The organism is Enterococcus plantarum (assembly GCF_001730295.1).
GTDB lineage: Bacteria > Bacillota > Bacilli > Lactobacillales > Enterococcaceae > Enterococcus_L > Enterococcus_L plantarum.
In genome coordinates, this window is the sequence record NZ_MIKA01000034.1 from 1 (window position 1) to 22,977 (window position 22,977).

Genomic DNA, 22,977 nt, shown 5'->3' on the forward strand with positions numbered 1-22,977 from the left:
TGAAAGATGCGGTAGAGCTAGATGGCGTCGACTTATTAGGGTACACAACATGGGGCTGTATCGATCTTGTCTCTGCCGGAACAGGCGAAATGAAAAAGCGCTATGGTTTTATCTATGTCGACCGCGATAATGAGGGAAATGGCACCTTGAACCGTTCGAAGAAAAAATCATTTGACTGGTACAAAAAAGTGATTGCGACGAATGGAGAAGATCTGACGAACTAGATCTATTTCAATAAAAAATAACAAAAGGTAAGGACGAATTTTGATACTCGTTCTTACCTTTACTTATTTGTTAATAAATAGACAGCGAAGAAGAAGGAGAATATCTCTTGGTTCTAAATAACTAACTTGATATTATTTGCGAGATGCTTATCAAAAATATACATAAAAAAGTTGTCTTGAACAAAAATCGATCAGGACAACTTTTTGATTATAATTTACCATAGTCATGTTGATGGTTTGGTGTATATTTCAAAAATGAATAGGCAGCAATAGTGATTGCCGATAGAGTTGCTCCTGTAACGAATATTTTTTTCATAGAACATCCTTCCTTTCAGTTAGAAATAACAACTATATAAATCAAGTGCAAAAGTTCTGCACATACGTGGACGGTAGGATTCGAACCTACACCTCATCAGGTCGAGAATAAACATCCGTTAGTCCTCAAAGAGTTTTAACACCACGTTCATCCACAAAGTTATTGGCTGTTTACCATGATTAAACTATACCCTTAACAGATTAAATCAAACATAAAAAAGCTTGAAAAAAGTGTGAATTCGTTTGAATTTGCTATGAAGAGTATGAATATATTACCGAATGAAAAAACAAAATCGTATGTTAAAACAGTTTCACTATATCAAGCAGGTAAAAGGTAGTATTCAAATTTTATAAGCAGAAACCGATAGTGAAAAGAAATAATAAGTCTATGGTATAATAAGTAACAATTAATAAATTTCTTATTTATAAAACATAGAAAAGAGTGTGAACTGAAAATGTGGAAAACCAAAGAGGAAAAGAGCGCGACATACCAACTTTTAGTACAACAACAAGCCGTGATTATTGAAATTGAGCATGACAAAATCGCTAATCTTGCTAATTCTTCTGCACTACTAGCAGATGCATTACCTGATACCGTTTTTGCTGGTTATTACTTGTTTGATGGAGAAGAACTAGTCTTAGGTCCTTTTCAAGGGAAAGTTTCATGTACCCGAATTAAAATGGGAAAAGGTGTATGTGGAGAATCCGCAGAAAAGTGTGTAACATTGATAGTTGATGATGTAAAAAATCATAAAAATTATATCTCTTGTGATTCAGCTGCTCTATCCGAAATCGTTGTACCAATGGTCAAGGACGGAAAATTACTTGGCGTTTTAGATTTAGATAGTTCCGTAACACATGGTTATGATGAAATAGATCAGGAGTACTTAGAGCAATTTGTTCAAACGCTTTTAAAAGATACAGATTTTTAGGAGAGTACGAGCAAGCTTTTCGCTTAAGCTATTTTTACATGAGATAATGTTAAACATAGATAGAGTGGATGATATCCAGGTTAGAAATATACTTGTATTTTAAGAACGATTTTATGAAACAGTATTTGATGCAAGTAGACAAGGAGGAAAACTTTTTTGATAGGGTATGGATATCTTTTTATCGCTATAATAAGCGAAGTTATTGCGACAAATTTATTAAAAGCGACAGATGGATTCAGCAAATTATTGCCATCAGTTGAATGTTTGGTTGCGTATCTTGTCTGTTTTTATAGCTTATCTAAAGCAATAAAATATATGCCTTTAAATGTAGCATACGCATTATGGGGAGCGATTGGAATTATTTTGATCACGATTTTTTCGGTTGTATATTGGAAAGAACAGATCAATACACCAACAATTATTGGTATTGGTTTTATCATTATTGGAACGATTCTAGTCAATACTTTTGGAACGGGGCATTAATTTTTTGTCCAGAAATTACTCAAAGAGTGTTATTCGGCTGTAATAGAAAGGTAAAGAAACAAAAGCTGATCCTTTAAAATGCCAGAAAAATATGTTATACTATTAAAAGCGTATATTATGCTATTTAATCTTAACGGGGACGTTACGGATTCGACAGGCATAGTTGAGCTTGAATTGCGTTTCGTAGGTTACGTCTACGTAAAAACGTTACAGTTAAATATAACTGCTAAAAACGAAAACAATACTTTCGCTCTAGCTGCGTAAAAACAGCAGGTGAAGATCCTCCCGGCATCGCCCATGTGCTCGGGTAAGGGTCTCAAATTAAGTGGGATACGCTAAATTTTTCAGTCTGTAAAATTTAGAAGAGAACATCAGACTAGCGAGAGTTTGGGCCTGTTATGCGGCATAAACTTCAGCGAAGCCTTAAAATAGTATGACTATGAGCGTAGAAGTTTAAGTGACAATGTGTTTGGACGCGGGTTCGACTCCCGCCGTCTCCATTTTTAGAAAATGTAGGAAGAAAAGTTGAAACGTAAAAACAGTTATAAATACCTGTCTATTGGTATTTATAGGCTCTTTGTCAACTAATGTTGGTGAAGAAATCCAAAGAATTAAATCACTAATGAAGCCTAGAGGGAAATTCCTCTAGGTTTTTCTATTTGATTGAAAAAGAACAGTGCCAAAGCATAAAGTAATTCTCAATTTAAAATTATAGAAGTTACGGAAGCCATAGGCGTTTCTCTTTAATACTTTTATATGGTTATTCAAGCATTCTAATGGTCCGTTGGAATAAGGCAAATTCAACGCATTTTTAATGCTCGTTTGAACTTTTTTTAAAGGTAGTAATGGTCGTTTGATAATAAGCTGGAAGCCTAGAATGATCTTGTTCTAATAACGCATGAAACCGTGTGTAATCTCTTGTTTGTATGGCATAGAGAAAATTCTGATAACAGGTGTAGCCAGCTTTCAATTTTTCATCATAAGCAAGTAACCGATCTACGAGTTCTATTTCTGTTAAATAGGCACGGAAGGAAGAACTTCTGGCAAAGTGAGTCGATTGATTTTTTTCGGTTCATAAAACTGTTTCAATACGCGATACACAGAAGAAACGGAGACCTTTTTTTGACGAGCAATTTCGCTCATAGTCGTGGTTTTTCTTAAACGATTGGCAATCGAGAGCTTTACATTATTCGAGATCGAACTACACTTTTCGATAAGATTTGTTTCAGCGACAAAGGTTCTATCACAAGAATGACAGAAGAAAGGTTGTTTCTATAAGCGTAAATACGTTTGGTATTCAGAAACATCATTCACTAAAATCAGACCCGTTGTAAAGTTCCAACGAATAATCGATCCGTCTTCTTTGGCACCACAATGAGGACAGGAGTGGGCTAAATAGTTCAGCATATCGGCTTTAGTCGACTTAATTCTAAAGGTTATCAGGGTGTCTTTTCTAATAGTTTGTATAAAAAAATAAAAAAAGATGCCGGTGATTGTTCACCAACATCAGAAAGTATAGAGCCGTTATAAATGCCTGACTATTGGTATTTATAGCTGTTTTTTATTTTCCCATTAAGTCTAAATAAGCCTTAACGAATAGATTTTTAAAAATGTAACCATTTCAAATGAAGTAAAAATTTGTTGTAAAGTACAGATTTGATTCTTTAATAAGTTGAGGCAGAGAGAATTAAACCAATTTTAGTAGACGTAAAAATTCTTTTGAAGCACGTGAAAAAATTTTATCTTTTTTCCAAACGATAGTGATATTCGCAGTTAATGCTGGTGAAAAGGGAATAAAGGTTAGGTTTGTATTCGCCGTATTCACAATACCGTCAATGCAAAGGGCACTTGCGACACCTTCTTTTACCAGCAGTGAGGCATTATAAAGTAAGTTATATGTACCAACAACATTAAGGTGTTCGATATTTCCTCCAAACCATTCAGACAGTTGATTATCAACTAGTGATTGATTTGAAATGAGTAAGGGAGTGTCCTTAAGATCATTTGGTGTGACTGAACTTTTCTTTGTTAGAGAATTTGATTTATTGACTAAAATCCCCCAATGATCAATGACAGGTAAACGTAGATAGTCATATTTTTGCTTTTCTACAGGATCAATAACAAGTCCGAAATCTATTAGCCCTTTATCAATTTTTTGCAAGACATCATCAGCATTTCCGCTATAAAGATGTATGCCAATTTCTGGATAGGTATCTATTAGTTTATGCAAAATAGTTCCAATAAACGTAAATGCTTGTGTTTCTCCTCCGCCAATTGTTATTTCTCCAGTTATGATATCATTTTTGACAAGGTTTGTTGTTGTTGACTCAACTAAAGCAAGAATTTCTTTTCCTCTGTTCATTAAATAAATACCATCTTCTGTCAACGTGATTGATCGATTTCCTCGGATAAATAGTGTAACATCTAGCTCTTCTTCTAATTCTTTTAATTGTTTTGACAGAGTTGGCTGAGACAAATGTAAAACCTCAGCAGCTTTACTAATTGTTTTTTCTCTTGCAACAGTTAAAAAATAAGTTAACACACGAAGTTCCATGTAATACTCCTTCCTATAACTAAAAAGAATAGTTGCGTATAAGTTATTAGTATTAGTTAAGTATAAACGATTCAGGTATAATTTAGATAGTATAAATTAAAAGGACACTAGGAGGTAAAAGGAATGACAGATAGTGATTTACAAAAGAAAATTGTCGGGAAAGAGATTTTAAAAGATTCACCTCTATTCAACGAAATTCATTTGATAAAAAAAGAGAACGAGCAACTGATCATGATGCTGAATGCGCAATATTATCCTAATGAAGAGATCTTACAGTATTTAGAGAAAATTACTGGCCAAACAATTGCTTCATCAGTAACAGTTTCACAGCCATTTTACAGTGATTTTGGCAAGCATATCACGTTTGGAAAAGATATATTTATAAATCAAAATGTGACCTTTGTAGATTTAGGAGGCATTATGATTGAGGACCAAGTTTTAATTGGTCCAGGATCTAGGTTAATCACAGTTAATCATTTGATTTCTCCTAAAAATAGACGCGGAATCAAAGTAGAGCCTATACGTATTAAGAAGAATGCATGGCTTGGAACAAATGTGACTGTTTTACCTGGGGTTACAGTTGGAGAAAATTCGATTGTTGCTGCGGATTCTACAGTGACAAAAGATGTTCCAGATAATGTAATCGTAGTAGGAAGTCCAGCTAAAGTGATAAGGAAAATTGAGGAAGAGGAAGTATAAGAGTCTTTAGAGTTTTATTTTTCTAAGAAAACTATTTTTAGGAAATTATAAAAAAATGACGTTTATAGGCAAAAAAATGCAGTTGTTGAACCTGAGTGACGTACAACGCATCAAATAAATAGAAAAGTAAGTTATAAATAGGACTGCATTAAAAAAACATTTATTAACTAAAGGGTTGATATTTATAACATTGTGTAGTATTATAAATATACCCTAATAGTATTTTCATTTTACTCAATCCGAGTAATACTCCTTATCCCATCTTGAAAGAGATGGGATATTCTTATTTTTACGTAAACTAAGATTCTTTTAATAACCCGACTGCATAGTTATTTAGCATTTTTTCACTGTCTCGTTCATGTATCAGCATCTTCACTTCTTTTTTTACCTGTTCGGCTTGTAACGTATCACCTGTGTTTTCTAATAAATGTATAAAATCATACACACGTTCCATATAAACAGGCTCACCTTCAATAATATAGTTTAACAGATTAGTTAGATACTGGAGGTTTAATTTAAAACTGTAATTTTCATTCTGTTTATCTTGCTTTTTTGCAAGTTTTATATATTTTTCTGCGCTCTCATAGTCTTTTGCATATAACCGCATTGATATTAAATTGATAAGAATATTATGAGCAAATTTTTTAGTTGTAAAATCTCGTTGTTCTTCATATTTTATCGGAAACATCCGTGCAAGTAATAGATCAGATTGTTTTGCATTGAAAAAGCGAGCCAGATTTGCAGTAATAATATAGTCATATTGAAGGTAAAAAGATTTATTTAATAAATCTTCAAAAATATTTGTTATTTCCTCAGAAGTTACAGAATCAACTTCTTCCCAATGCGCATTGAAAAAGTTTTTAATCCCAATATAATTTGATAATTCTCGCAGTGTTTTTTTATTGTTGGCTTCTAATGAAAAATAATAGTTAAGTAATTTTTGTTTGGTACTCTTATTTTCTAGATGAGCACCGCAGTAATAAAAAATCTCTCGGAAATCTTGTTGGCGCTTATCAAAAGTTGTGAAACTAAAAAATTCGTCGACACTAATTGAAGTTTGATTTAAGATTTCTTCTAATTCATTTACCTTAAGAGAGCGTTTACCACTTTCAATTTTAGAATAGGTGGAGGGATCAGTATATTCAGACATCATTTCTCTTTGAGTTAACTTCAATTTCAGTCTAAAAAAACGTAATGTTTCTATGATATTCAAGACTTTCTCTCCCTTCTTATGCGATTATAGCATGAAACGAGTAGAAAATTCATATTTTTAATAAAAAAGTGAATATTTTATTTGTTTTTAATGCCAATTTCGCACTTTTCACGTTTACTACTTTATTTTTCGGCCCTTGTTTGTTATTCTTTACCTAAGGGAAATTATTTGTTTGCAAACGTTGATTTCAAAAAAAGGAAGTGGAGGTGTGTTAATGATTTCATTAATAGCAGTTCTTACAAGCGTTATTTCTGTATATGTTGTTACAGGAGGAGTCTAAAACATATTTAAACTATTTCATTTTTAAGTAAAGCAATTTTGTAAACAAACAATTTAACTAAAAAAACTAAAATGTATAAGTAAAAAGTGCGTACCAAAAAAAGTGCAAAATAATAGTTTCTGATTTACTTTTCCTGTTGAATGAAGTAAATCAGAGGCTATTATTTATTTTTTTCAATTATTTCTTATAAGAAACGGTATATTGTTCTATAGTGTATTTGTTTGCCAACGTTTTTGAAAAGGGTTTTTCTTGAACCAATTTCATATAGTTGAAAAATGCAACTCCAGTCTCAGTTGGTTTCTCTCTGGATATAACGTCTTTGTCGTAGGTTAAGGCAATCGATTCAGAATAGTAATAAGAGTTATTCCTGTATTATGAAATGTAGTGGTTACTTTGATTAAATGCTATTTCTCCAATCGTAAAGAATATATTCTTTTTTCGTTTATATCAATAGCCTGTATTGGTGAACAAATAGATCTGTGTAATCATTTTTTATACTTTCAATAGTAAAGACATGGTTAAAGATTTTTTGAATCTCATCGAAGATTGTTTCTCCTCCTTTTTTTTGATATGATAAAATGACAGAAGCGATTAAAGGAGTAAAGAACATGAAAAAGATTACAACTAAGATGTTTATCAGCTTGTTGGAAAATAAAGAAGAACGATTTGCGGTTATTATCAATCATTGGTTTTATTACATAGAAAAAGGTCGTGTCTATCGATTTCAGCAACACTCTAATACAAAAATGTTAACCATAGTGGGTTCATTTTATGAAGATGAAATAGATAGTGGAACGATGGTTGTTGAGCTAAAAAAAAGTATTATCAATCAAATTCAATATGACTGGTTTACGGATGTCTGGATGGAAACGATTGTTGAACGTGTTAGTCGTTCTCCGTATGATTTGGAAGTTTTCTTTTTTTAGAAATCTAAAAATAGTTATCCAAACTTTACTTTATGTCGTAAGTGTTTTAGGTTGTTTTTTCTTCTTTTCGGATAAAGGATACTCGTAAAGCGGTTGTAATATTTGTTTTTTTTTGCTAAGATAAGAGCATATTAATAAAAATGGTTGGGCGCAAGCTTCAAGGATCAAGTTCTTCAAGGGGTGAGAAGAACGGTTTTTTGAACTTACGTCCTTTTTTGTCTACTCAAAAAATAAGGGAATAAGTTGTGTTCTTAAAGAGTAAAAGCACGAGTTATTCTCTTTTTATTTTTAAAAAGAAGGCTAGGTTCAATAAGTAATATGATGACTAGATCATCAAATGATAGGGGTGAAAAAATGGTTTTAGAAGCATTGGATAGAATCCGTGAGGCTGAAGATAAAGTTGAAAAAATGAGACAAGTTGCCAAAGAAGAGCTTGGAAAATATGAGAAAAAAAAGTCAGAAGAATTTCAGAGAAGACAGGAAAAAAGTCAAGCAAAAGTGACAGCGTTACTTCACGAATTAGAAACACAACAAAATGAACAACTTCAAAAAGATAAAGAAATTTTACTAAGCGAAGCGAAAGAACAAAATCAAAATTTTAGAGCAAAATATGAAAAGAACAAAGAAGCGATTATCGATCATGTAATAGAAAGGGTGAAAAAAGTCTATGGCAGTCAATAAAATGGAAAAAATGACGATCATTGCGGCCGCTGAAAGAGAAGAAGAGATTCTCCAAGCAGTTCAAGGAATGCAAGCAATTGAGATCAAAGATTTTTTTCATTCCAATGTAGATAGCTCTTATCTAGAAAAACACTTTTCGACAACTTTTCTGGAAACTGAAGAAAGTAAAAAGAATCATTTCCAAGCCTTATTAACAGAAATTCAAGATTCATTGACATTTATTGAACGTTTTTCAGAAAGTACATCGAAAAAGAAATCAATCAAAAGACAAATCCGTACATTACATTCTTTAGAACAAGATTTTGATGAGCAGATTATAAGGAAGTATCTAAAAGAAATAACCTCACTGAAAAGTAAGCTCACACTGATTGAGACAACTAGAAAAGACTTGTTATCAAAAGAAAAATGGTTGGCTCGCTGGCAATATTTAGATATTATTCCAAAAGAAAATTCTTCTGAAAGTACAGATATTTTGCTAGGTTCGATTAGTTCAGCCAGTCAGATAGATTTTTTAGCAGATTTAGAATGTCTTTCCTCTGTTTATGTAGAAGAAATCTATCAGAGTCAAAATCACGTATATTACAGTTTGATTTATTTGAGAAGTCAATTAGCAGACTTGGATAAAATTATAAGTAGGTATAGTTTTATCCAATTTGAATATCCGTATGATATTTTACCAAATGAAGCTTATCAAAAAAATAAAGAAGAATTAGCTTCACTTGTTAAAGAAGAGCAGCAACTGAAAAGTAATTTAGCTTCTTATCGCAATCATTTAGCAGAAATATATTTAGCTGAAGAAATGACCTATGCCTTTATTTATCGAGAAGAAGCTAAGAAACATTTGTTGAATACGTCTTACTTTTTTATCATGCAAGGTTGGATTCCTGTGGATGAGAAACAGCAATTGTCTACAGCGTTACAACGAGTATTACCCAAGGAGGAAGTATATATCGCCTTTGACGAGCCAACCAATGATGAGATTCAAGCGGATATTCCAGTAAAACTGAAAAATAATTCCTTGGTAGCACCATTTGAGATGCTTACTGAGATGTATAGTTTGCCAAAATATGACGAAATCGATCCGACACCAATCATGACACCTTTTTATATGGTATTTTTCGGAATGATGGTAGCAGATATTGGATACGGTTTGTTGATGTTGTTTGGAGCATTCCTTGCGTTGAAGTTGAAGGTTTTACCACGAGGAATGAAGCGCTTTGCAGATTTCTTTCTAATACTATCGTTTCCAACAATTGTTTGGGGGTTTATCTATGGATCTATTTTTGGGGCCACGTTACCGAAAGTGTTTCTAGGAATCGATTTACCATTTCCGATATTATCCACGACAGAAGACGTGAACACCATTTTAATTTTATCTGTTATTTTTGGGTTTGTTCAGCTATTGACAGGATTGATGGTCAACGGGATTGAATTGACGAAACGCAAGCGTTACTTGGAAAGTATAAGTGAGAGCTTTGCATGGCAGGGTTTGTTGATAGGGATTTTGATTGTAGTAGTGGGTATGCTGATTTTCAGTAATGATGGTTTGGTTACAGCAGGAATTATTGTGGCAGCTATTTCAGCCTTATCAATCGTCATCGTTCCAGTTATCCAATCTAAATCAAAAGTAAAAGGATTCGCTAAAGGACTATATGGATTATATGGTTTAACTGGTTATATAGGTGATTTAGTGAGTTACACACGCTTGATGGCTTTGGGGATTTCAGGCGGAAGTATTGCAGCCGCTTTTAACATGCTAGTAGCATTCATGCCACCAGTAGCGCGGTTTACAGTGGGTATCGTACTAATCATTGCCCTGCATGCATTGAATCTTTTTTTAAGTTTATTAAGTGCGTATGTTCATGGCGCGCGTCTGCAGTACGTAGAGTTTTTCGGGAAATTTTATACAGGCGGTGGTCGTGCTTTCAAGCCGTTGAAAACAGAAGAGAAGTACGTAAATATTGAAAAAACAAAAGTAGAAGAATAGTGGAGGAATAATGATATGATAGATTACTTAATTAACAACAATGGTGGAATTCTTTTTGCAGTATTAGGAATGGCAATGGCGACAATTTTAGCAGGAATTGGTTCTGCTAAAGGCGTTGGATTTACAGGAGAAGCAGCGGCGGCACTAACAACAGAACAGCCAGAAAAATTCGGACAAGCCTTGATCTTACAATTATTGCCAGGGACACAAGGGTTATATGGTTTTGTAATTGCCTTTTTAATTTTTATTAACTTGAATAATGATATGACAATGGTTCAAGGGTTGGATTATTTTGTTGCATCATTGCCAATCGCATTTGCTGGTTTATTCTCTGGAATTGCACAAGGACGTGTTGCAGCAGCTGGTATTCAAATTTTAGCTAAAAAACCTGAGCACGCAACAAAAGGGATTATTTACGCTGCTATGGTTGAAACTTATGCGATTCTTGGGTTTGTTATCTCATTCTTACTTGTACTAAATGTGAAGTAAAAGGAGGAAAAACATGGATGCTATTGAAAAAATTGTCGAACAAATTCTTGAAAAAGGGCAAGCAGAAGTTTCAAAAATGAAAAAAGTTGAAATAGATCGTATTGATCGAGAGTATCAAGAACAAGAAGAAGCGCTTTTTTTACAAGAGCGCAAGCTAGTCGAAAAAAACCAGGAACAAACCAATAAATCGTTTAAACAAAAAGAGAATCGCCAACAATTAGAAATTAAGCAAGCAACACTGAACCAAAAGCAAGGCTATCTCGAACTGCTTTTTTCAGAATCTATTGAGCGAATGAATCATTGGACAGAATCTGAATTTCAACATTTTGTTGAACAAATCGTCATTCAACTACCAGTTGAAGGGGAGGCTTACGTAACATTAGGTGAGTTTTCAAAAGATAAGTTGTCCGATCAATGGGTAGTAGAACACTCTAATGATAGAGTGAGGTTGCTACTGGAAAAAGATGTTATTCCAAACGATGGCGGATTTATTGTATCCAAAGAAGGCATTGAATATAACTTCTTATTTTCAAGTCTAGTTCAAGAAATTAAAAAAATGGAAAGTTTTAAAATAGCAGAATTGCTGTTTCAATAAAAGAATTTCTCCACCTTATATGATGGGAGGGTCATAATGAAAGAGACTGCATATAATCAAATTAACCCTTTGATTCGTCTTAAAGAAACAGAACTTTTAAGCAATGCCCAGTATGAACAATTAGTAAATGCGAAAAATTTAGATGAGTTAAAAGATAGTTTAAAAAATACGGTATACGCTACGTACATGACGGACGATTTTGCAGAAAATTTTGAGTATATTTATTCAAAAGAAAAAGGGAAACTTTATGAGTGGCTCTATGAAATGGCACCAGAACCAGAAGTCATCACGATTTATACGTCGAGAGCGACATTTCATAATTTAAAAGTTTTAACAAAAGCAGAGCTAACAGGTCAAAATTTAGACTATTTGTATATTGAGGATGGTCGTTATTCGATAGAAACATTGAAAAGCGCGATTCGTACTCGTGTCTCAACTGAATTACCACAACCGTTAATGAAGGCAGTCCTTGAAGTGTTGGATTATTTTCAGGAATCTTCTACTCTTCAGGCAATCGACATCATTTATGATCGGAATTTTTTAACATTTCAACGACAATTGGCTGAAAAATTAGGGGATAAAGATATCATAGCGGAAGTTACAGCGTTTATTGATTTGACGAATATTTCAACGATGGCTAGAGGAATCCTTCAAGGGCAAAATGAAAATTTTTTGTCTACTGTATTATCTAGTTCAGGAACTATTCCAAAAGCAACCTTTTTAAAGTATACGCAAGAATCGTTAGCTGTTTTTACCGATTATGTTCTTAGCACGACATATAGCGGACTTTTAGCGCCGATTGCTTCGGCTGAAACAAAAGAATTAGACTTGATAGCATTTGAAAAAGTCAAAGATGATTATCTAACTAGTATGTATGATAAAGCTAAAATTATGGCTTTTGGCCCATTGCCTTTACTCGCATTTCTAAACGCTAAAGAAGTGGAATGGAAGAATTTACGTTTGATTCTAGTCAGTAAACGAAGTAACTTCCCAGTAGAAGTTGTTAGAGAAAGGATGCGTAGGACAGATGACATATAAAATTGGTGTTATTGGCGATAGAGATTCTGTTATGCCGCTCAAACTTTTTGGTTTTGAGGTTGTTTACGCAAGTTCACCAAAACAAGTCAGAGACACAATCGAAGCAATGGCAAAAAATAATTTTGGCGTTATTTTCATTACAGAAGATGCATCGGAATTAGCTGTTGAAACAATCGACCGTTATAAAAGTGACGTTACACCAGCAATTATCTTGATCCCAAGCCATAATGGCTCAAAAGGGATTGGTTTGAAAGAAATTCAAGATAATGTTGAGAGAGCTGTTGGGCAAAATATATTGTAAAAGTTGGAGAATTTTTTTAACTTTACATATAATCTAGCTTCGTAGGCTAGCCTTTTTAAGAAAAGCTAAAATAGTCCAATGATAAAATATATCATTAGATTTTTCTTGTCAAGGTTGATCAAGCCCGCTCAGCTTTACTGAATAGGAGGAATGATTTTGCAAACTGGTAGAATTATTAAAGTATCCGGTCCTTTGGTTATGGCTGAGAATATGTCTGATGCAAGTATTCAGGACATTTGTCATGTAGGAGAACTGGGTGTTATAGGAGAGATTATTGAGATGCGAGGAGATGTCGCGTCTATTCAAGTATATGAAGAAACAACTGGAATTGGACCTGGAGAACCTGTAGTAACGACAGGAGAAGCGTTGTCTGTTGAGCTAGCACCTGGTTTGATTTCTGAAATGTTTGATGGGATTCAGCGTCCTTTAGATACCTTTTCGGAAGTTACAGAAAGTAATTTTTTAAGCAGAGGCGTCCAGATTCCGGCGTTGGATAGAACGAAAAAATGGTCATTTGAGCCAACTGTTTCTATTGGAGATGATGTATCCACAGGAGATGTCATTGGATTAGTACAAGAGACAAAAGTGATCCCACATAAAATCATGGTCCCATTTGGTATTAGCGGTGTTGTGAAAGACGTCAAACAAGGGGAGTTCACGATTGAAGAGACGGTTTATATTATAGAAACAGCCACTGGTGTAAAAGAATTTACAATGATGCAAAAATGGCCAGTCCGCCGCAGTCGTCCCATTTTAGAAAAATTAAATCCAGATGTACCGCTTCTTACAGGACAACGTGTTATAGATACTTTTTTCCCGGTGACAAAAGGGGGAGCGGCAGCCGTTCCAGGACCTTTTGGTGCTGGAAAAACAGTCGTGCAACACCAAATTGCTAAATGGGCAGATGTTGATTTAGTTGTTTATGTTGGTTGTGGGGAACGTGGGAACGAAATGACCGATGTATTAAATGAATTTCCAGAGCTGATCGATCCGAGTACGGGGGAATCAGTGATGGAAAGAACTGTCTTGATTGCGAATACCTCTAATATGCCTGTAGCCGCACGTGAAGCATCCATCTATACAGGAATCACAATTGCGGAATACTTCCGTGATATGGGCTATTCTGTAGCTATTATGGCAGATTCCACTTCTCGTTGGGCAGAAGCATTACGCGAAATGAGCGGACGTTTGGAAGAAATGCCAGGGGATGAAGGGTATCCTGCGTACTTAGGTAGCCGTTTAGCAGAATATTATGAACGAGCTGGACAAGTGGTGGCTTTAGGCAAAGATCATCGTGAAGGTAGTATTACAGCAATCAGTGCCGTTTCACCATCGGGTGGTGATATTTCTGAACCAGTCACTCAAAATACATTACGAGTTGTCAAAGTGTTCTGGGGATTAGATGCAACATTAGCACAAAAACGTCATTTTCCATCCATAAATTGGCTTCAAAGTTACTCTTTATACGATTCAGAAGTTGGTAAATATTTAGATCAACAACTTCAAGTCAACTGGTCTGAGATGGTTACGGAAGGTATGCGCATTTTACAAGAAGAATCACAACTTGAAGAAATCGTTCGATTAGTTGGGATCGATTCACTGTCCGATAGAGATCGTTTGACATTAGAAGTCGCAAAATCGATTCGTGAAGATTATTTACAGCAAAATGCGTTTGATGACGTTGATACGTTTACCTCAAGAGAAAAACAATATAAAATGTTGTATTTGATTCTGACTTTCTACAAAGAAGGACAACATGCTTTGGATCTAGGGGCATATCTATCTGAAATCATGACTGGAACAGTTGGGTTAAGAGATCAAATTGCCAGAAGTAAATATGTACCAGAGGAACAAATCGACCAATTAGATAACTTAGTTGGTGAGATGAAGCAAACATTAAAACAAATTATTGCAGATGGAGGGATGACAAATGATTAAAGAGTATCGTACGATTAATGAAGTTGTCGGCCCCTTGATGATTGTTGAAAAAGTTGAAGGCGTCAAATATGAAGAATTGATTGAAGTTCGTATGCAAAATGGTGAAATCCGTCGTGGTCAAGTACTGGAAATTAACGGTGATAAAGCAATGGTTCAGATTTTTGAAGGAACAAGTGGTATCAATCTTCGTGGTTCAAAGGTTCGTTTTTTAGGTCATCCTTTGGAATTGGGTGTTTCAGAAGATATGGTCGGGCGTATTTTTGATGGTTTAGGTCGTCCTAAGGATAATGGACCAGAAATTTTACCAGAAAAAATGGTTGATATCAATGGTGAAGTAATCAATCCAGTTGCTAGAGATTATCCAGATGAATTTATTCAAACTGGTATTTCCGCTATCGATCATTTAAATACTTTGGTTCGTGGACAAAAATTACCTGTTTTTTCAGGTTCTGGTTTGCCGCATAAAGAGTTAGCAGCTCAAATCGCTCGTCAAGCAAATGTCTTAAATAGTGATGAAGAGTTTGCCGTTGTTTTTGCAGCAATTGGTATCACATTTGAAGAAGCTGAATTTTTCATGGAAGATTTCCGTCAAACAGGTGCAATCGATCGGTCTGTAATGTTTATGAATCTAGCCAATGATCCAGCGATTGAGCGAATTGCTACGCCGAGAATGGCATTGACAGCAGCTGAATATTTAGCCTACGAAAAAGGGATGCACGTTCTTGTGATCATGACAGATATGACCAATTATTGTGAAGCGTTACGCGAAATTTCCGCTGCCCGTCGTGAAGTGCCAGGACGTCGTGGATACCCAGGTTATCTTTATACTAATTTAGCCACGTTGTATGAACGTGCTGGCCGTATTCGAGGATTGAAAGGTTCTGTGACGCAGATTCCGATTTTAACAATGCCAGAGGACGATAAAACTCATCCAATTCCTGATTTAACGGGTTATATCACTGAGGGACAAATTATTTTATCTAGAGATTTATATAAGAGTGGAATCCAGCCTCCGATTGATGTGCTGCCATCTTTGTCTCGTTTAAAGGATAAAGGAACCGGTGAAGGGAAGACTCGGATCGATCATGCGCCAACGATGAATCAATTATTTGCAGCATATGCACAGGGAAAACAAGCGAAAGAACTAGCAGTTGTCCTTGGAGAATCAGCATTGTCAGAAGTAGATAAAATTTATGCAAAATTTGCGGATCGTTTTGAAAAAGAATACGTCAATCAAGGTTTTTATGCGAATCGTTCCATCAATGAAACACTTGATTTGGGTTGGGAACTATTGTCAATGCTTCCAAGAACTGAATTGAAGCGTATTAAAGATGATATGCTGGACGAGTATTTGACTGAAGGGGAGTGATCGATTATGACTCGGTTAAATGTGAATCCTACTCGAATGGAACTCTCTCGTTTAAAGAAACAACTTGGAACGGCAAGTCGTGGACACAAATTATTAAAAGATAAACAAGATGAATTGATGCGTCGGTTTATTTTACTTGTGAAAAAGAATAATAAGTTGCGAATCGATGTAGAAGAAAAGTTGACAGAAGCCTTATCTAATTTCGTGTTAGCTAATGCGACATTGAATGAAGCGTTTATCGAAGAACTTGTGGCTGTTCCAGCCGCCGATGTCACACTCGATGTGATTGAAAAAAATATTATGAGCGTAACGGTTCCAATCATGAATTTTCACTATGACGAAACAGTAGCTGAAGCACCACTAAACTATGGTTATCTGAATTCCAATGCAGAATTGGATCATGTTTTTAGTAAAATTTCGACTGTTTTACCCAAATTGTTGGAATTAGCAGAAGTGGAAAAGACCTGTCAGTTGATGGCTGAAGAAATCGAGAAGACACGTCGTCGTGTAAATGCGTTAGAATATATGACGATTCCTCAATTAGAAGAAACAATTTACTATATTCAAATGAAATTAGAAGAAAATGAACGTAGCGAAATCACTCGTTTGATCAAGATCAAAAATATGGGTAGTAAAGCATGATAATTTAAAAATAGAGTAACGATAACAGAAGGACGTTATCGCTACTCTATTTTTTTGGGTGCTCATCCCTTTGTATATTCCACAATTGATCTGTAATGGTTGAAATAAATGAGATGCCAGCATCAGTCGGTCCGTTTGTAAACACAGTTAAAATAAACGGATGCTCCGTTTCCAAGATGCCGATGTCATGTAAGAAAGTAGCGTATGAACCGATCTTGTGTGCCACTTTACCTGATGTTGTCGGCGTATCCATACGCTCATGGAAAACGGTATTTTTCATATAATCATAAATCGTTTGATATTCTTGATTGGATGATTTTTCTTCGTATAACATTTTAAGGATTTTTGCAGCATCCTCAGAAGTAAACTTTGCATCGTCCCAATCTGTTTCTTTCTGTAAGAAGTGTGCATAAAGAGCTTTTTTAGCTTCAACATCTCCGCCGAATGTATCGTAAAGCATATTTTTAGCAATATTATCGGAATAAGTAATGTTATACTCCTGTAACGTTCTTAATGAGTAGGTTGGTTGAATGTTATTAATAATAATGCCTGTACCATCCTCATAATCCTCTTTTTCATTGAAGGTCAATTGATCGTCCCATTTTAAATCGCCATTTTGAACCTTGTCAGCAATCATCATTGCTAAAGGAACTTTGATTGTGCTCGCGCTATAGAATTCTTTTGTTCCATTAATTGAAACCTGTTTCCCTGTTGTCAAATCTACGTAAGTCATCCCGACATCTCCATTAAAACTTTTAGCAGTATCGGTCATTATTTGTTCGATCTTATGATAAAAAGCGGTCAGTTCGGGACTGTCCTTTTCCTCAGAAGCAGGGGATTCAACTGTGGAAGCCGATGTATTTTTTATTGGAGCAGTAATTTTTTCACTCGTTTCCGTTTCGTTTGCGTAATCTACTGTATGAGTAGAAAAAAAGAACGAAACAATCAAAAAGAAACAAATAGAGAAAATCATCCCATATAGAGTCATTTTCTGCTTTTTCAAATCGCGTTCGTTCCTTTCAAAATTTTAGAATCGTCATGATTAGAACAAAGAATCATTATAGAAAATGTATCGCCTATAAATAATTTAGCTAAAAATACGACCACAACCATTTAATCACTTTTTCTATGGATTTGCAAGGTTCGTTTTAGTGGGAATGGATAAATAAAATTCTCTTTAAGGTTTGTTTAAGGTAAGGAGAATAAAGTAATACCTGTTCACGAGTACTTTCAAATGGAAGCATGTAAGAAACAAAGCATAAGCTTGAAAGTCTCTGTTATAGTCAAACAGGCTATTTTACCTATATTTAAGGAGGAATTAAAGTCCATGAATTTTATCAAACGTGCAATGTTAAGTATGAAGACAAAGAAAGGGCGAACATTTCTATTATGTGCTGTCTTTTCAGCTATTTTGATTTTTGTTTTAGCTGGTTTAACGATTCAAAGTGCAGCTTTGACTGCAACAGAAAATGCTAAAAAAAGTGTAGGTGCAACAGTTACTTTGTCAGCTAATCGAGAAGCGGCGATGAAAAAAAGCCAAGAAGGGACCACAGGGGAAAAACCAAATCCAGGTAGTTTTAGTTTAACACCCGTTTCTTTAACTCAAGCAGAAAAGATAGCTAATTTGACTAATGTAAAATCGTATTCATTTTTATCTTCATCTTCTGCAGGAGCAGGAGAGGGCATTACCCCAATTTCTACTGAATCCGACAGTGAGACTACAACTTCATCGGCAGACAGTAATGATCAAACGAACAGTGAAGTTGAAGGTGCACCTCAAGCTGGTGGACGAATGGGTGGAGGACCAACGTCTGACATGAATGAAAGTGATTTTCAGGTAAGTGGTGTTATGAATTTGTCAATGACAAGTAACTTTTCTGATGCTACCTCTGAAATGACTAGCGGTGAAGCGATCAATGATTCAGACAAAGACACAAATAATGTGGTGATCGAGCAAACTTTAGCTGATGCAAATGAGCTAAAAGTCGGTGACACATTTAAGGTGACAGATCCAGAAAATAATACAAAAACGTATGAAGTAAAGATTAAAGGGATTTATAAAACTACTGAAAATGGTGACAGTATGGGGATGATGTTTAATTTTTTAAATCCAGCCAATACGTTGTATACATCTTATACATTTGCGAATACTTTAAAAGGTGATGATGCAAAAGATACCATTGACTCAGCTTCGTACACATTAGACGATCCCAAACAAATGGATACGTTTGTTAAAGCTGCAGAAAAAGTGATCGATACAGAAAGTTATAGTCTGCAAACAAATGATCAAGCCTACCAACAAATGCTACAACCGTTAAACAATGTTGCGAGCTTTGCCAAAAATATTGTTATTTTAGTTGCTGTAGCTGGCGTTATTATATTGACGTTGATCGTGATGATGACAATTAGAGAACGACGTTATGAAATCGGCGTATTATTATCACTTGGAGAATCTCGATTCAAGGTTGTTTTACAATTTTTTAGCGAAATCATTATTTGTATGTTTGTCGCGCTAGTAATTGCAACCTTTAGCGGAAATATTGTAGGAAATGTAGTTGGTGAGCAGTTGATCAACCAACAAACAGAATCGGTTCAACAATCTGTAAATAATCAAGGCCGACCAACTGAAAAAGGTGGTAGAGGCGGTGAACAAAGACAAGGAGGACCAGCTGCCGGTGGTATGAGTAGAATGGGTGCTAGTTCCGCAGAAGCAGCGAAAGCAATCGAAGAATTAAAGATTTCTGTTCAACCAAAAGAAATCGCAACATTAGCTGGATTAGGATTGTTAATCAGTTTCTTCTCGATTGTATTGTCATCTATTGGAATTTTAAGACTACAGCCTAAAAAAATCTTAACCACATAGAAAAGAGGGAATGGAATGTTACAAACAAAAGACGTAGGATATTGGTATAAAAATGAAGATGAATTTCTCTATAAGAATGTAAATTTAGAATTTCAACGTGGAAAGATGTATGCTATTTTAGGAGCAAGTGGGTCTGGCAAGACAACGTTTCTTTCATTAATAGCAGGATTAGACGTGCCTAAGACAGGAACAATTCTTTACAACGGAGATGCGCTCACCAAAATCGGTTTAAGAAACTATCGAAAAAGCGATGTATCAATTATATTTCAAGCATATAATCTATTGCCTTATATGTCAGCATTAGATAATGTTTTAACTGCAATGGCGATTTCTAGCTCAAAACAAGATGACAAGAGAGCGTATGCGTTGGAAAATTTAGCTAATGTAGGGATTGATGAAATACTTGCTAAGAAGAATGTGAATCAGCTCTCTGGAGGTCAACAGCAACGTGTAGCGATCGTTAGAGCACTATGTTGTGATCATGAACTTATTGTAGCGGATGAGCCGACTGGTAATTTAGATGAAAAGACGTCAAAAGATATTGTTCAGTTATTTCAAAAAGTAGCGCATGATCAAAAAAAATGTATTATTATCGTGACGCATGAACAAGAAGTAGCAAAAGCATGTGATGAAGTCTATGAATTAAAGAATCAAGCTTTTGAATTGATCGAGTAAAAATAAGAACTAAAGTGTAAATCAATACGCTTTAGTTCTTATTTTTTATTTAGAAGGAGAAAGTTTATTATGACTTAATTGTTGGTTTAGTTTTCTAGTTTCATCGATTAGTGATAGACCAATTGTGGTATCTTTTACTTTTAATCGCGTCAATTGGCGATCAACAATTTGCCGTGTAGAAATGATATCATCGTTGTTTTCAATCGTTGTTTTTTTATCGGAAAAAGGTTTATGAGCAGCTAGTTGCATACCAAAAGAATTATATAAAAGAGTATAGCCGCCAATTCCCGTTATTTTTTGGTAGGATTTTGAAAAGCCACCATCTATAACGATCATTTTACCAGCGGCTTTGATTGGAGATTCTCCTTTGATCAGTTTAACGGGAGTATGTCCATTGATGATATGTGCATCTGAATCAGTAATAGAAAAGGCTTTTAAAATACGTTGACATACTTCAGCGTTATTTCTTAGGTCATAGTAAGGATTCTTTTCTTCCACATGGGTTTCACTATCTTCGATAAAATAACGTTCAAAGGTCTTCATCGCTTTTTTTCCAAAGAGAGAAGAACTTTCACCGCACCACAGGTACCAAACGATATCAGTTGAAAAATCTTCGCTTTTCCACGGTTCTTCAAAAGCTTGTTTGATATTTACCTCAAAGAAATCGAGTAAGCTTTTGCCAGCATAGCATTTTCCGTTAAAGACCATAGATTGAAACGTGCTATCTTTATTTAGGGGAATACAACCGTGAATCAATAAATTGTGATTGTACGAAAGGTAAAGCGAGCCTTTTTCAACAAGAAAAGTCATCTGTTGCTTCAACTTTTTAGCGTGTTGAAATTGGTCCATTAGATCGTTTACAATCATTTCTTCTTCCTCAGACAATTGATAAGGATCACACCAATCAATTGTTTGAAAACAGGAATTGACCAACTTGTAGGATTGACCATCAACTAAAATCTGATTATCAGATATTTTATCTAAGAGCAAACGGTGATCCATTTGAAATTCTGGGCGACGTTTGATCAGTTGACCTTCAAGTTTCTCTTGAATGATCGCCATTGATTGTTGAATTTTCATAGCATCAGTTACTTCTGAAATTCTAAGTTTCCTATAAGGATTTTTCTTAGGCATAAATTGACTATTGTCCAGATATGTTTTGCGACTGTATGATTTTAGCAAATTCAAATCAATCCCATAGGCATCCTCTAGAAGGTCAAGATTACCATAGCGAGCACAAATACGTAAGACATTGGCCAAACAAGCTTTTGAACCACTCATGGCGCCTAGCCAGATGATATCATGATTTCCCCATTGAATATCAAGAGAATGATATCCAATCAAAGTGTCCATGATTTTATCAGGATATGGTCCCCGATCAAAAATATCTCCGATTACATGAAGGTGGTCGATCACAAAGCGCTGAGTTAGATAAGCTAGATCTGTTATAAATCGTTCCCCTTCACCAAGGTCAATGATTTTTTGAATGATTTGTTTGTAGTATGCCTTTTTATTGGTGGTTTCATCATATTGATAAATCAATTCCTCTAAAATATATGCATAAGTTTGAGGCAATGCTTTGCGAACTTTAGAGCGAGTGTATTTACTTGATGAAAAACGAACAACAATCAAAAGATAGTTAATGGTTTCAAACCACCAATTGTCAGAGAGTGACTGCTGAACTGTCAAAGACTGAATTTTTTCTTCAGGATAATAAATCAAAAAACACAATTCATCTATTTGCTCCTCTGAAAGCACTTGATTAAAAAGAGTTGTAACCTTGTCACGAATACTCCCAGAGCCATTTCTTAAAATATGGTTGAACGCTTCAAATTCTCCATGAAGGTCACTGATAAAATGTTCAGTTCCTTTGGGTAAATTCAAAATAGCTTCTAAATTTATAATTTCAGCAATTAGTTCATTAGAGCGAGCGTTATTCATAGTGGGACTCCTTGTTATTTATTTTGGGTTAAGTCTTCGATGATGGTTGTTGTTTCTTCAATCGATTTCTTATCAACATTTATCACAAGAGCGTTGTATTTTTCGAAAATGCTAGTAGCATAGTCTAGTTCTTCTTGAATTCGATCGGCATTCGTGTAGGCTGAATCTTCTTTTAAGCCTAATGAATGTAAACGAGATTTACGGATGTTCATCAAACTATCAATACTAGTTGTTAAACCAATGATTTTTTTAGGATTGATTTGATCCAATTCAGCTGGTAAAGGAACTTCTGGAATCAATGGTAAATTGGCAACTTTATGATTTCGGTTAGCCATGTACATGCTTAATGGTGTTTTAGACGTACGAGAAACACCCAATAATACATAATCAGCTTCTAAAAAGCCCTTTGAATCTTTGCCATCATCGTATCTGACTGCAAATTCGATGGCTGAAACTCGGCTGAAATATTGCTCGTTCAATTTATGGATGGCACCTGGTTCTTGTAATGGTTGAATGCCAAACGTTCCTTCCACAATCTCACTTAGTGGGCTCATGTAATCGACAAACTGTAATCCAGTTCGTTGAGCAAAGTCTTTGACTAAAAGTACTAGTTTTTTATTCACTAATGTCGTAACAACAACAGCTTTGTCATGTAAAGCGTCTCTCAAAATAGGTTTCAATAATTCTTCATCTGTGATAAATGGAAAACGTTGAATATCGCTCATATCAATACTCGGGTACTGAGCTGAGACGGCTGAAATGATTTTTTGAGCCGTTTCTCCAACTGAATCTGATACTAAATAAATATTGATTTTGTTTTTTTGCATGTATG

Annotated in this window: 22 protein-coding genes, 1 other RNA gene, 1 pseudogene and 1 other annotated feature; of the genes and pseudogenes, 17 read left to right on the forward strand and 7 right to left on the reverse strand. The window is 35.0% G+C overall.

The window, feature by feature from the left end; translation table 11 throughout:
• From BCR22_RS09790 to ssrA, 4 genes are all read left to right on the forward strand, one after another.
• On the forward strand, positions 1–224 hold a 224-nt coding region (locus tag BCR22_RS09790), incomplete at its 5' end, for a family 1 glycosylhydrolase (protein ID WP_141706565.1).
• 770 nt (positions 225–994) lie between these two features.
• Positions 995–1,471, forward strand: a complete 477-nt coding sequence (locus BCR22_RS09795) for a GAF domain-containing protein (RefSeq protein WP_069654732.1) — start codon at positions 995–997, stop codon at positions 1,469–1,471.
• Positions 1,472–1,630: 159 nt separating this feature from the next.
• Positions 1,631–1,954 carry a DMT family transporter gene (locus BCR22_RS09800; protein WP_069654915.1) on the forward strand — a complete coding sequence of 108 codons (324 nt, stop codon included), beginning with the start codon at positions 1,631–1,633 and terminating at the stop codon, positions 1,952–1,954.
• A 135-nt stretch (positions 1,955–2,089) separates the two neighbouring features.
• Positions 2,090–2,457, forward strand: a transfer-messenger RNA (tmRNA) gene (gene ssrA, locus BCR22_RS09805).
• Positions 2,458–2,599: 142 nt separating this feature from the next.
• Here ssrA and BCR22_RS16105 read toward each other — a convergent pair.
• From BCR22_RS16105 to BCR22_RS09810, 3 genes and pseudogenes are all read right to left on the reverse strand, one after another.
• Positions 2,600–2,987, reverse strand: a pseudogene (locus BCR22_RS16105) (transposase); the annotation flags it as partial.
• A gap of 239 nt (positions 2,988–3,226) precedes the next feature.
• Positions 3,227–3,361 carry a hypothetical protein gene (locus tag BCR22_RS15855; protein ID WP_276205058.1) on the reverse strand — a complete coding sequence of 45 codons (135 nt, stop codon included), beginning with the start codon at positions 3,359–3,361 and terminating at the stop codon, positions 3,227–3,229.
• Positions 3,362–3,641: 280 nt separating this feature from the next.
• Complete coding sequence (locus tag BCR22_RS09810) at positions 3,642–4,508, reverse strand: LysR family transcriptional regulator (RefSeq protein WP_069654733.1); 867 nt, start codon at positions 4,506–4,508, stop codon at positions 3,642–3,644.
• A 123-nt stretch (positions 4,509–4,631) separates the two neighbouring features.
• On the opposite strand from BCR22_RS09810, the gene BCR22_RS09815 reads away from it, so the two are divergent.
• Positions 4,632–5,207 carry a DapH/DapD/GlmU-related protein gene (locus BCR22_RS09815; RefSeq protein WP_069654734.1) on the forward strand — a complete coding sequence of 192 codons (576 nt, stop codon included), beginning with the start codon at positions 4,632–4,634 and terminating at the stop codon, positions 5,205–5,207.
• 298 nt (positions 5,208–5,505) lie between these two features.
• Here the strand turns inward: BCR22_RS09815 and BCR22_RS09820 are convergent, their stop codons facing one another.
• Positions 5,506–6,420, reverse strand: coding sequence for a helix-turn-helix domain-containing protein (locus tag BCR22_RS09820; protein WP_069654735.1), 915 nt, complete (start codon positions 6,418–6,420; stop codon positions 5,506–5,508).
• A gap of 888 nt (positions 6,421–7,308) precedes the next feature.
• On the opposite strand from BCR22_RS09820, the gene BCR22_RS09825 reads away from it, so the two are divergent.
• The 10 genes from BCR22_RS09825 to BCR22_RS09870 all read left to right on the forward strand — a co-directional run bounded on the left by BCR22_RS09825 (position 7,309) and on the right by BCR22_RS09870 (position 16,666).
• Positions 7,309–7,626, forward strand: coding sequence for a hypothetical protein (locus BCR22_RS09825; RefSeq protein WP_069654736.1), 318 nt, complete (start codon positions 7,309–7,311; stop codon positions 7,624–7,626).
• 142 nt (positions 7,627–7,768) lie between these two features.
• Positions 7,769–7,816, forward strand: a sequence feature (sodium ion sensor (DUF1646 type); this cis-regulatory element may regulate processes involved in with the transportation of sodium ions).
• A gap of 164 nt (positions 7,817–7,980) precedes the next feature.
• On the forward strand, positions 7,981–8,307 hold the full coding sequence (locus BCR22_RS09830; protein WP_069654737.1) for a hypothetical protein: 327 nt from the start codon (positions 7,981–7,983) through the stop codon (positions 8,305–8,307).
• Positions 8,294–10,294: a V-type ATP synthase subunit I gene (locus BCR22_RS09835; RefSeq protein ID WP_069654738.1), complete on the forward strand. Its 2,001-nt coding sequence runs from the start codon at positions 8,294–8,296 to the stop codon at positions 10,292–10,294. Before BCR22_RS09830 ends, BCR22_RS09835 begins: the two co-directional genes overlap by 14 nt.
• A gap of 15 nt (positions 10,295–10,309) precedes the next feature.
• Positions 10,310–10,783: a V-type ATP synthase subunit K gene (locus BCR22_RS09840; RefSeq protein WP_010760283.1), complete on the forward strand. Its 474-nt coding sequence runs from the start codon at positions 10,310–10,312 to the stop codon at positions 10,781–10,783.
• A gap of 13 nt (positions 10,784–10,796) precedes the next feature.
• Positions 10,797–11,378 (forward strand): hypothetical protein, encoded by a 582-nt coding sequence (locus BCR22_RS09845; protein ID WP_069654739.1) that lies wholly within the window; start codon positions 10,797–10,799, stop codon positions 11,376–11,378.
• Positions 11,379–11,414: 36 nt separating this feature from the next.
• Positions 11,415–12,416: a V-type ATPase subunit gene (locus tag BCR22_RS09850; RefSeq protein ID WP_069654740.1), complete on the forward strand. Its 1,002-nt coding sequence runs from the start codon at positions 11,415–11,417 to the stop codon at positions 12,414–12,416.
• A complete protein-coding gene (locus BCR22_RS09855) occupies positions 12,406–12,717 on the forward strand; it encodes a V-type ATP synthase subunit F (RefSeq protein WP_069654741.1) in 312 nt (103 codons plus the stop codon). Before BCR22_RS09850 ends, BCR22_RS09855 begins: the two co-directional genes overlap by 11 nt.
• A gap of 156 nt (positions 12,718–12,873) precedes the next feature.
• Positions 12,874–14,655: a V-type ATP synthase subunit A gene (locus BCR22_RS09860; protein WP_069654742.1), complete on the forward strand. Its 1,782-nt coding sequence runs from the start codon at positions 12,874–12,876 to the stop codon at positions 14,653–14,655.
• Positions 14,648–16,024, forward strand: coding sequence for a V-type ATP synthase subunit B (locus BCR22_RS09865; protein ID WP_069654743.1), 1,377 nt, complete (start codon positions 14,648–14,650; stop codon positions 16,022–16,024). Before BCR22_RS09860 ends, BCR22_RS09865 begins: the two co-directional genes overlap by 8 nt.
• Positions 16,025–16,030: 6 nt before the next feature.
• Entirely contained in the window at positions 16,031–16,666 is a 636-nt protein-coding gene (locus tag BCR22_RS09870) for a V-type ATP synthase subunit D (RefSeq protein ID WP_069654744.1), read from the forward strand.
• Positions 16,667–16,712: 46 nt separating this feature from the next.
• Here BCR22_RS09870 and BCR22_RS09875 read toward each other — a convergent pair whose 3' ends face one another.
• The gene (locus BCR22_RS09875) at positions 16,713–17,669 is read right to left on the reverse strand and encodes a serine hydrolase (protein WP_167351526.1); all 957 of its coding nucleotides are present in this window, start codon (positions 17,667–17,669) and stop codon (positions 16,713–16,715) included.
• A gap of 324 nt (positions 17,670–17,993) precedes the next feature.
• Between BCR22_RS09875 and BCR22_RS09880 the strand changes: the two genes are divergently transcribed.
• Entirely contained in the window at positions 17,994–19,529 is a 1,536-nt protein-coding gene (locus tag BCR22_RS09880) for an ABC transporter permease (RefSeq protein ID WP_069654745.1), read from the forward strand.
• Positions 19,530–19,544: 15 nt separating this feature from the next.
• Positions 19,545–20,204: an ABC transporter ATP-binding protein gene (locus tag BCR22_RS09885; protein ID WP_069654746.1), complete on the forward strand. Its 660-nt coding sequence runs from the start codon at positions 19,545–19,547 to the stop codon at positions 20,202–20,204.
• A 45-nt stretch (positions 20,205–20,249) separates the two neighbouring features.
• On the opposite strand, the gene BCR22_RS09890 is transcribed toward BCR22_RS09885, so the two are convergent.
• Both BCR22_RS09890 and BCR22_RS09895 read right to left on the reverse strand, forming a co-directional pair.
• Positions 20,250–22,145, reverse strand: a complete 1,896-nt coding sequence (locus BCR22_RS09890) for a fructose-bisphosphatase class III (RefSeq protein ID WP_069654747.1) — start codon at positions 22,143–22,145, stop codon at positions 20,250–20,252.
• A gap of 14 nt (positions 22,146–22,159) precedes the next feature.
• Positions 22,160–22,972 (reverse strand): pyruvate, water dikinase regulatory protein, encoded by an 813-nt coding sequence (locus tag BCR22_RS09895; RefSeq protein WP_069654748.1) that lies wholly within the window; start codon positions 22,970–22,972, stop codon positions 22,160–22,162.
• Positions 22,973–22,977: the final 5 nt, after the last annotated feature.

Excerpts from the sequence above, each read along its gene's own strand:
- BCR22_RS09830 (WP_069654737.1), top strand. The coding sequence starts at position 7,981 with ATGGTTTTAGAAGCATTGGATAGAATCCGTGAGGCTGAAGATAAAGTT.
- BCR22_RS09825 (WP_069654736.1), top strand. The coding sequence starts at position 7,309 with ATGAAAAAGATTACAACTAAGATGTTTATCAGCTTGTTGGAAAATAAA.
- BCR22_RS09810 (WP_069654733.1), bottom strand. The coding sequence starts at position 4,508 with ATGGAACTTCGTGTGTTAACTTATTTTTTAACTGTTGCAAGAGAAAAA.
- BCR22_RS09795 (WP_069654732.1), top strand. The coding sequence starts at position 995 with ATGTGGAAAACCAAAGAGGAAAAGAGCGCGACATACCAACTTTTAGTA.
- BCR22_RS09880 (WP_069654745.1), top strand. The coding sequence starts at position 17,994 with ATGAATTTTATCAAACGTGCAATGTTAAGTATGAAGACAAAGAAAGGG.
- BCR22_RS09870 (WP_069654744.1), top strand. The coding sequence starts at position 16,031 with ATGACTCGGTTAAATGTGAATCCTACTCGAATGGAACTCTCTCGTTTA.
- BCR22_RS09850 (WP_069654740.1), top strand. The coding sequence starts at position 11,415 with ATGAAAGAGACTGCATATAATCAAATTAACCCTTTGATTCGTCTTAAA.
- BCR22_RS09840 (WP_010760283.1), top strand. The coding sequence starts at position 10,310 with ATGATAGATTACTTAATTAACAACAATGGTGGAATTCTTTTTGCAGTA.
- BCR22_RS09835 (WP_069654738.1), top strand. The coding sequence starts at position 8,294 with ATGGCAGTCAATAAAATGGAAAAAATGACGATCATTGCGGCCGCTGAA.
- BCR22_RS15855 (WP_276205058.1), bottom strand. The coding sequence starts at position 3,361 with ATGCTGAACTATTTAGCCCACTCCTGTCCTCATTGTGGTGCCAAAGAA.
- BCR22_RS09855 (WP_069654741.1), top strand. The coding sequence starts at position 12,406 with ATGACATATAAAATTGGTGTTATTGGCGATAGAGATTCTGTTATGCCG.
- BCR22_RS09865 (WP_069654743.1), top strand. The coding sequence starts at position 14,648 with ATGATTAAAGAGTATCGTACGATTAATGAAGTTGTCGGCCCCTTGATG.
- BCR22_RS09890 (WP_069654747.1), bottom strand. The coding sequence starts at position 22,145 with ATGAATAACGCTCGCTCTAATGAACTAATTGCTGAAATTATAAATTTA.
- BCR22_RS09845 (WP_069654739.1), top strand. The coding sequence starts at position 10,797 with ATGGATGCTATTGAAAAAATTGTCGAACAAATTCTTGAAAAAGGGCAA.
- BCR22_RS09885 (WP_069654746.1), top strand. The coding sequence starts at position 19,545 with ATGTTACAAACAAAAGACGTAGGATATTGGTATAAAAATGAAGATGAA.
- BCR22_RS09815 (WP_069654734.1), top strand. The coding sequence starts at position 4,632 with ATGACAGATAGTGATTTACAAAAGAAAATTGTCGGGAAAGAGATTTTA.
- BCR22_RS09895 (WP_069654748.1), bottom strand. The coding sequence starts at position 22,972 with ATGCAAAAAAACAAAATCAATATTTATTTAGTATCAGATTCAGTTGGA.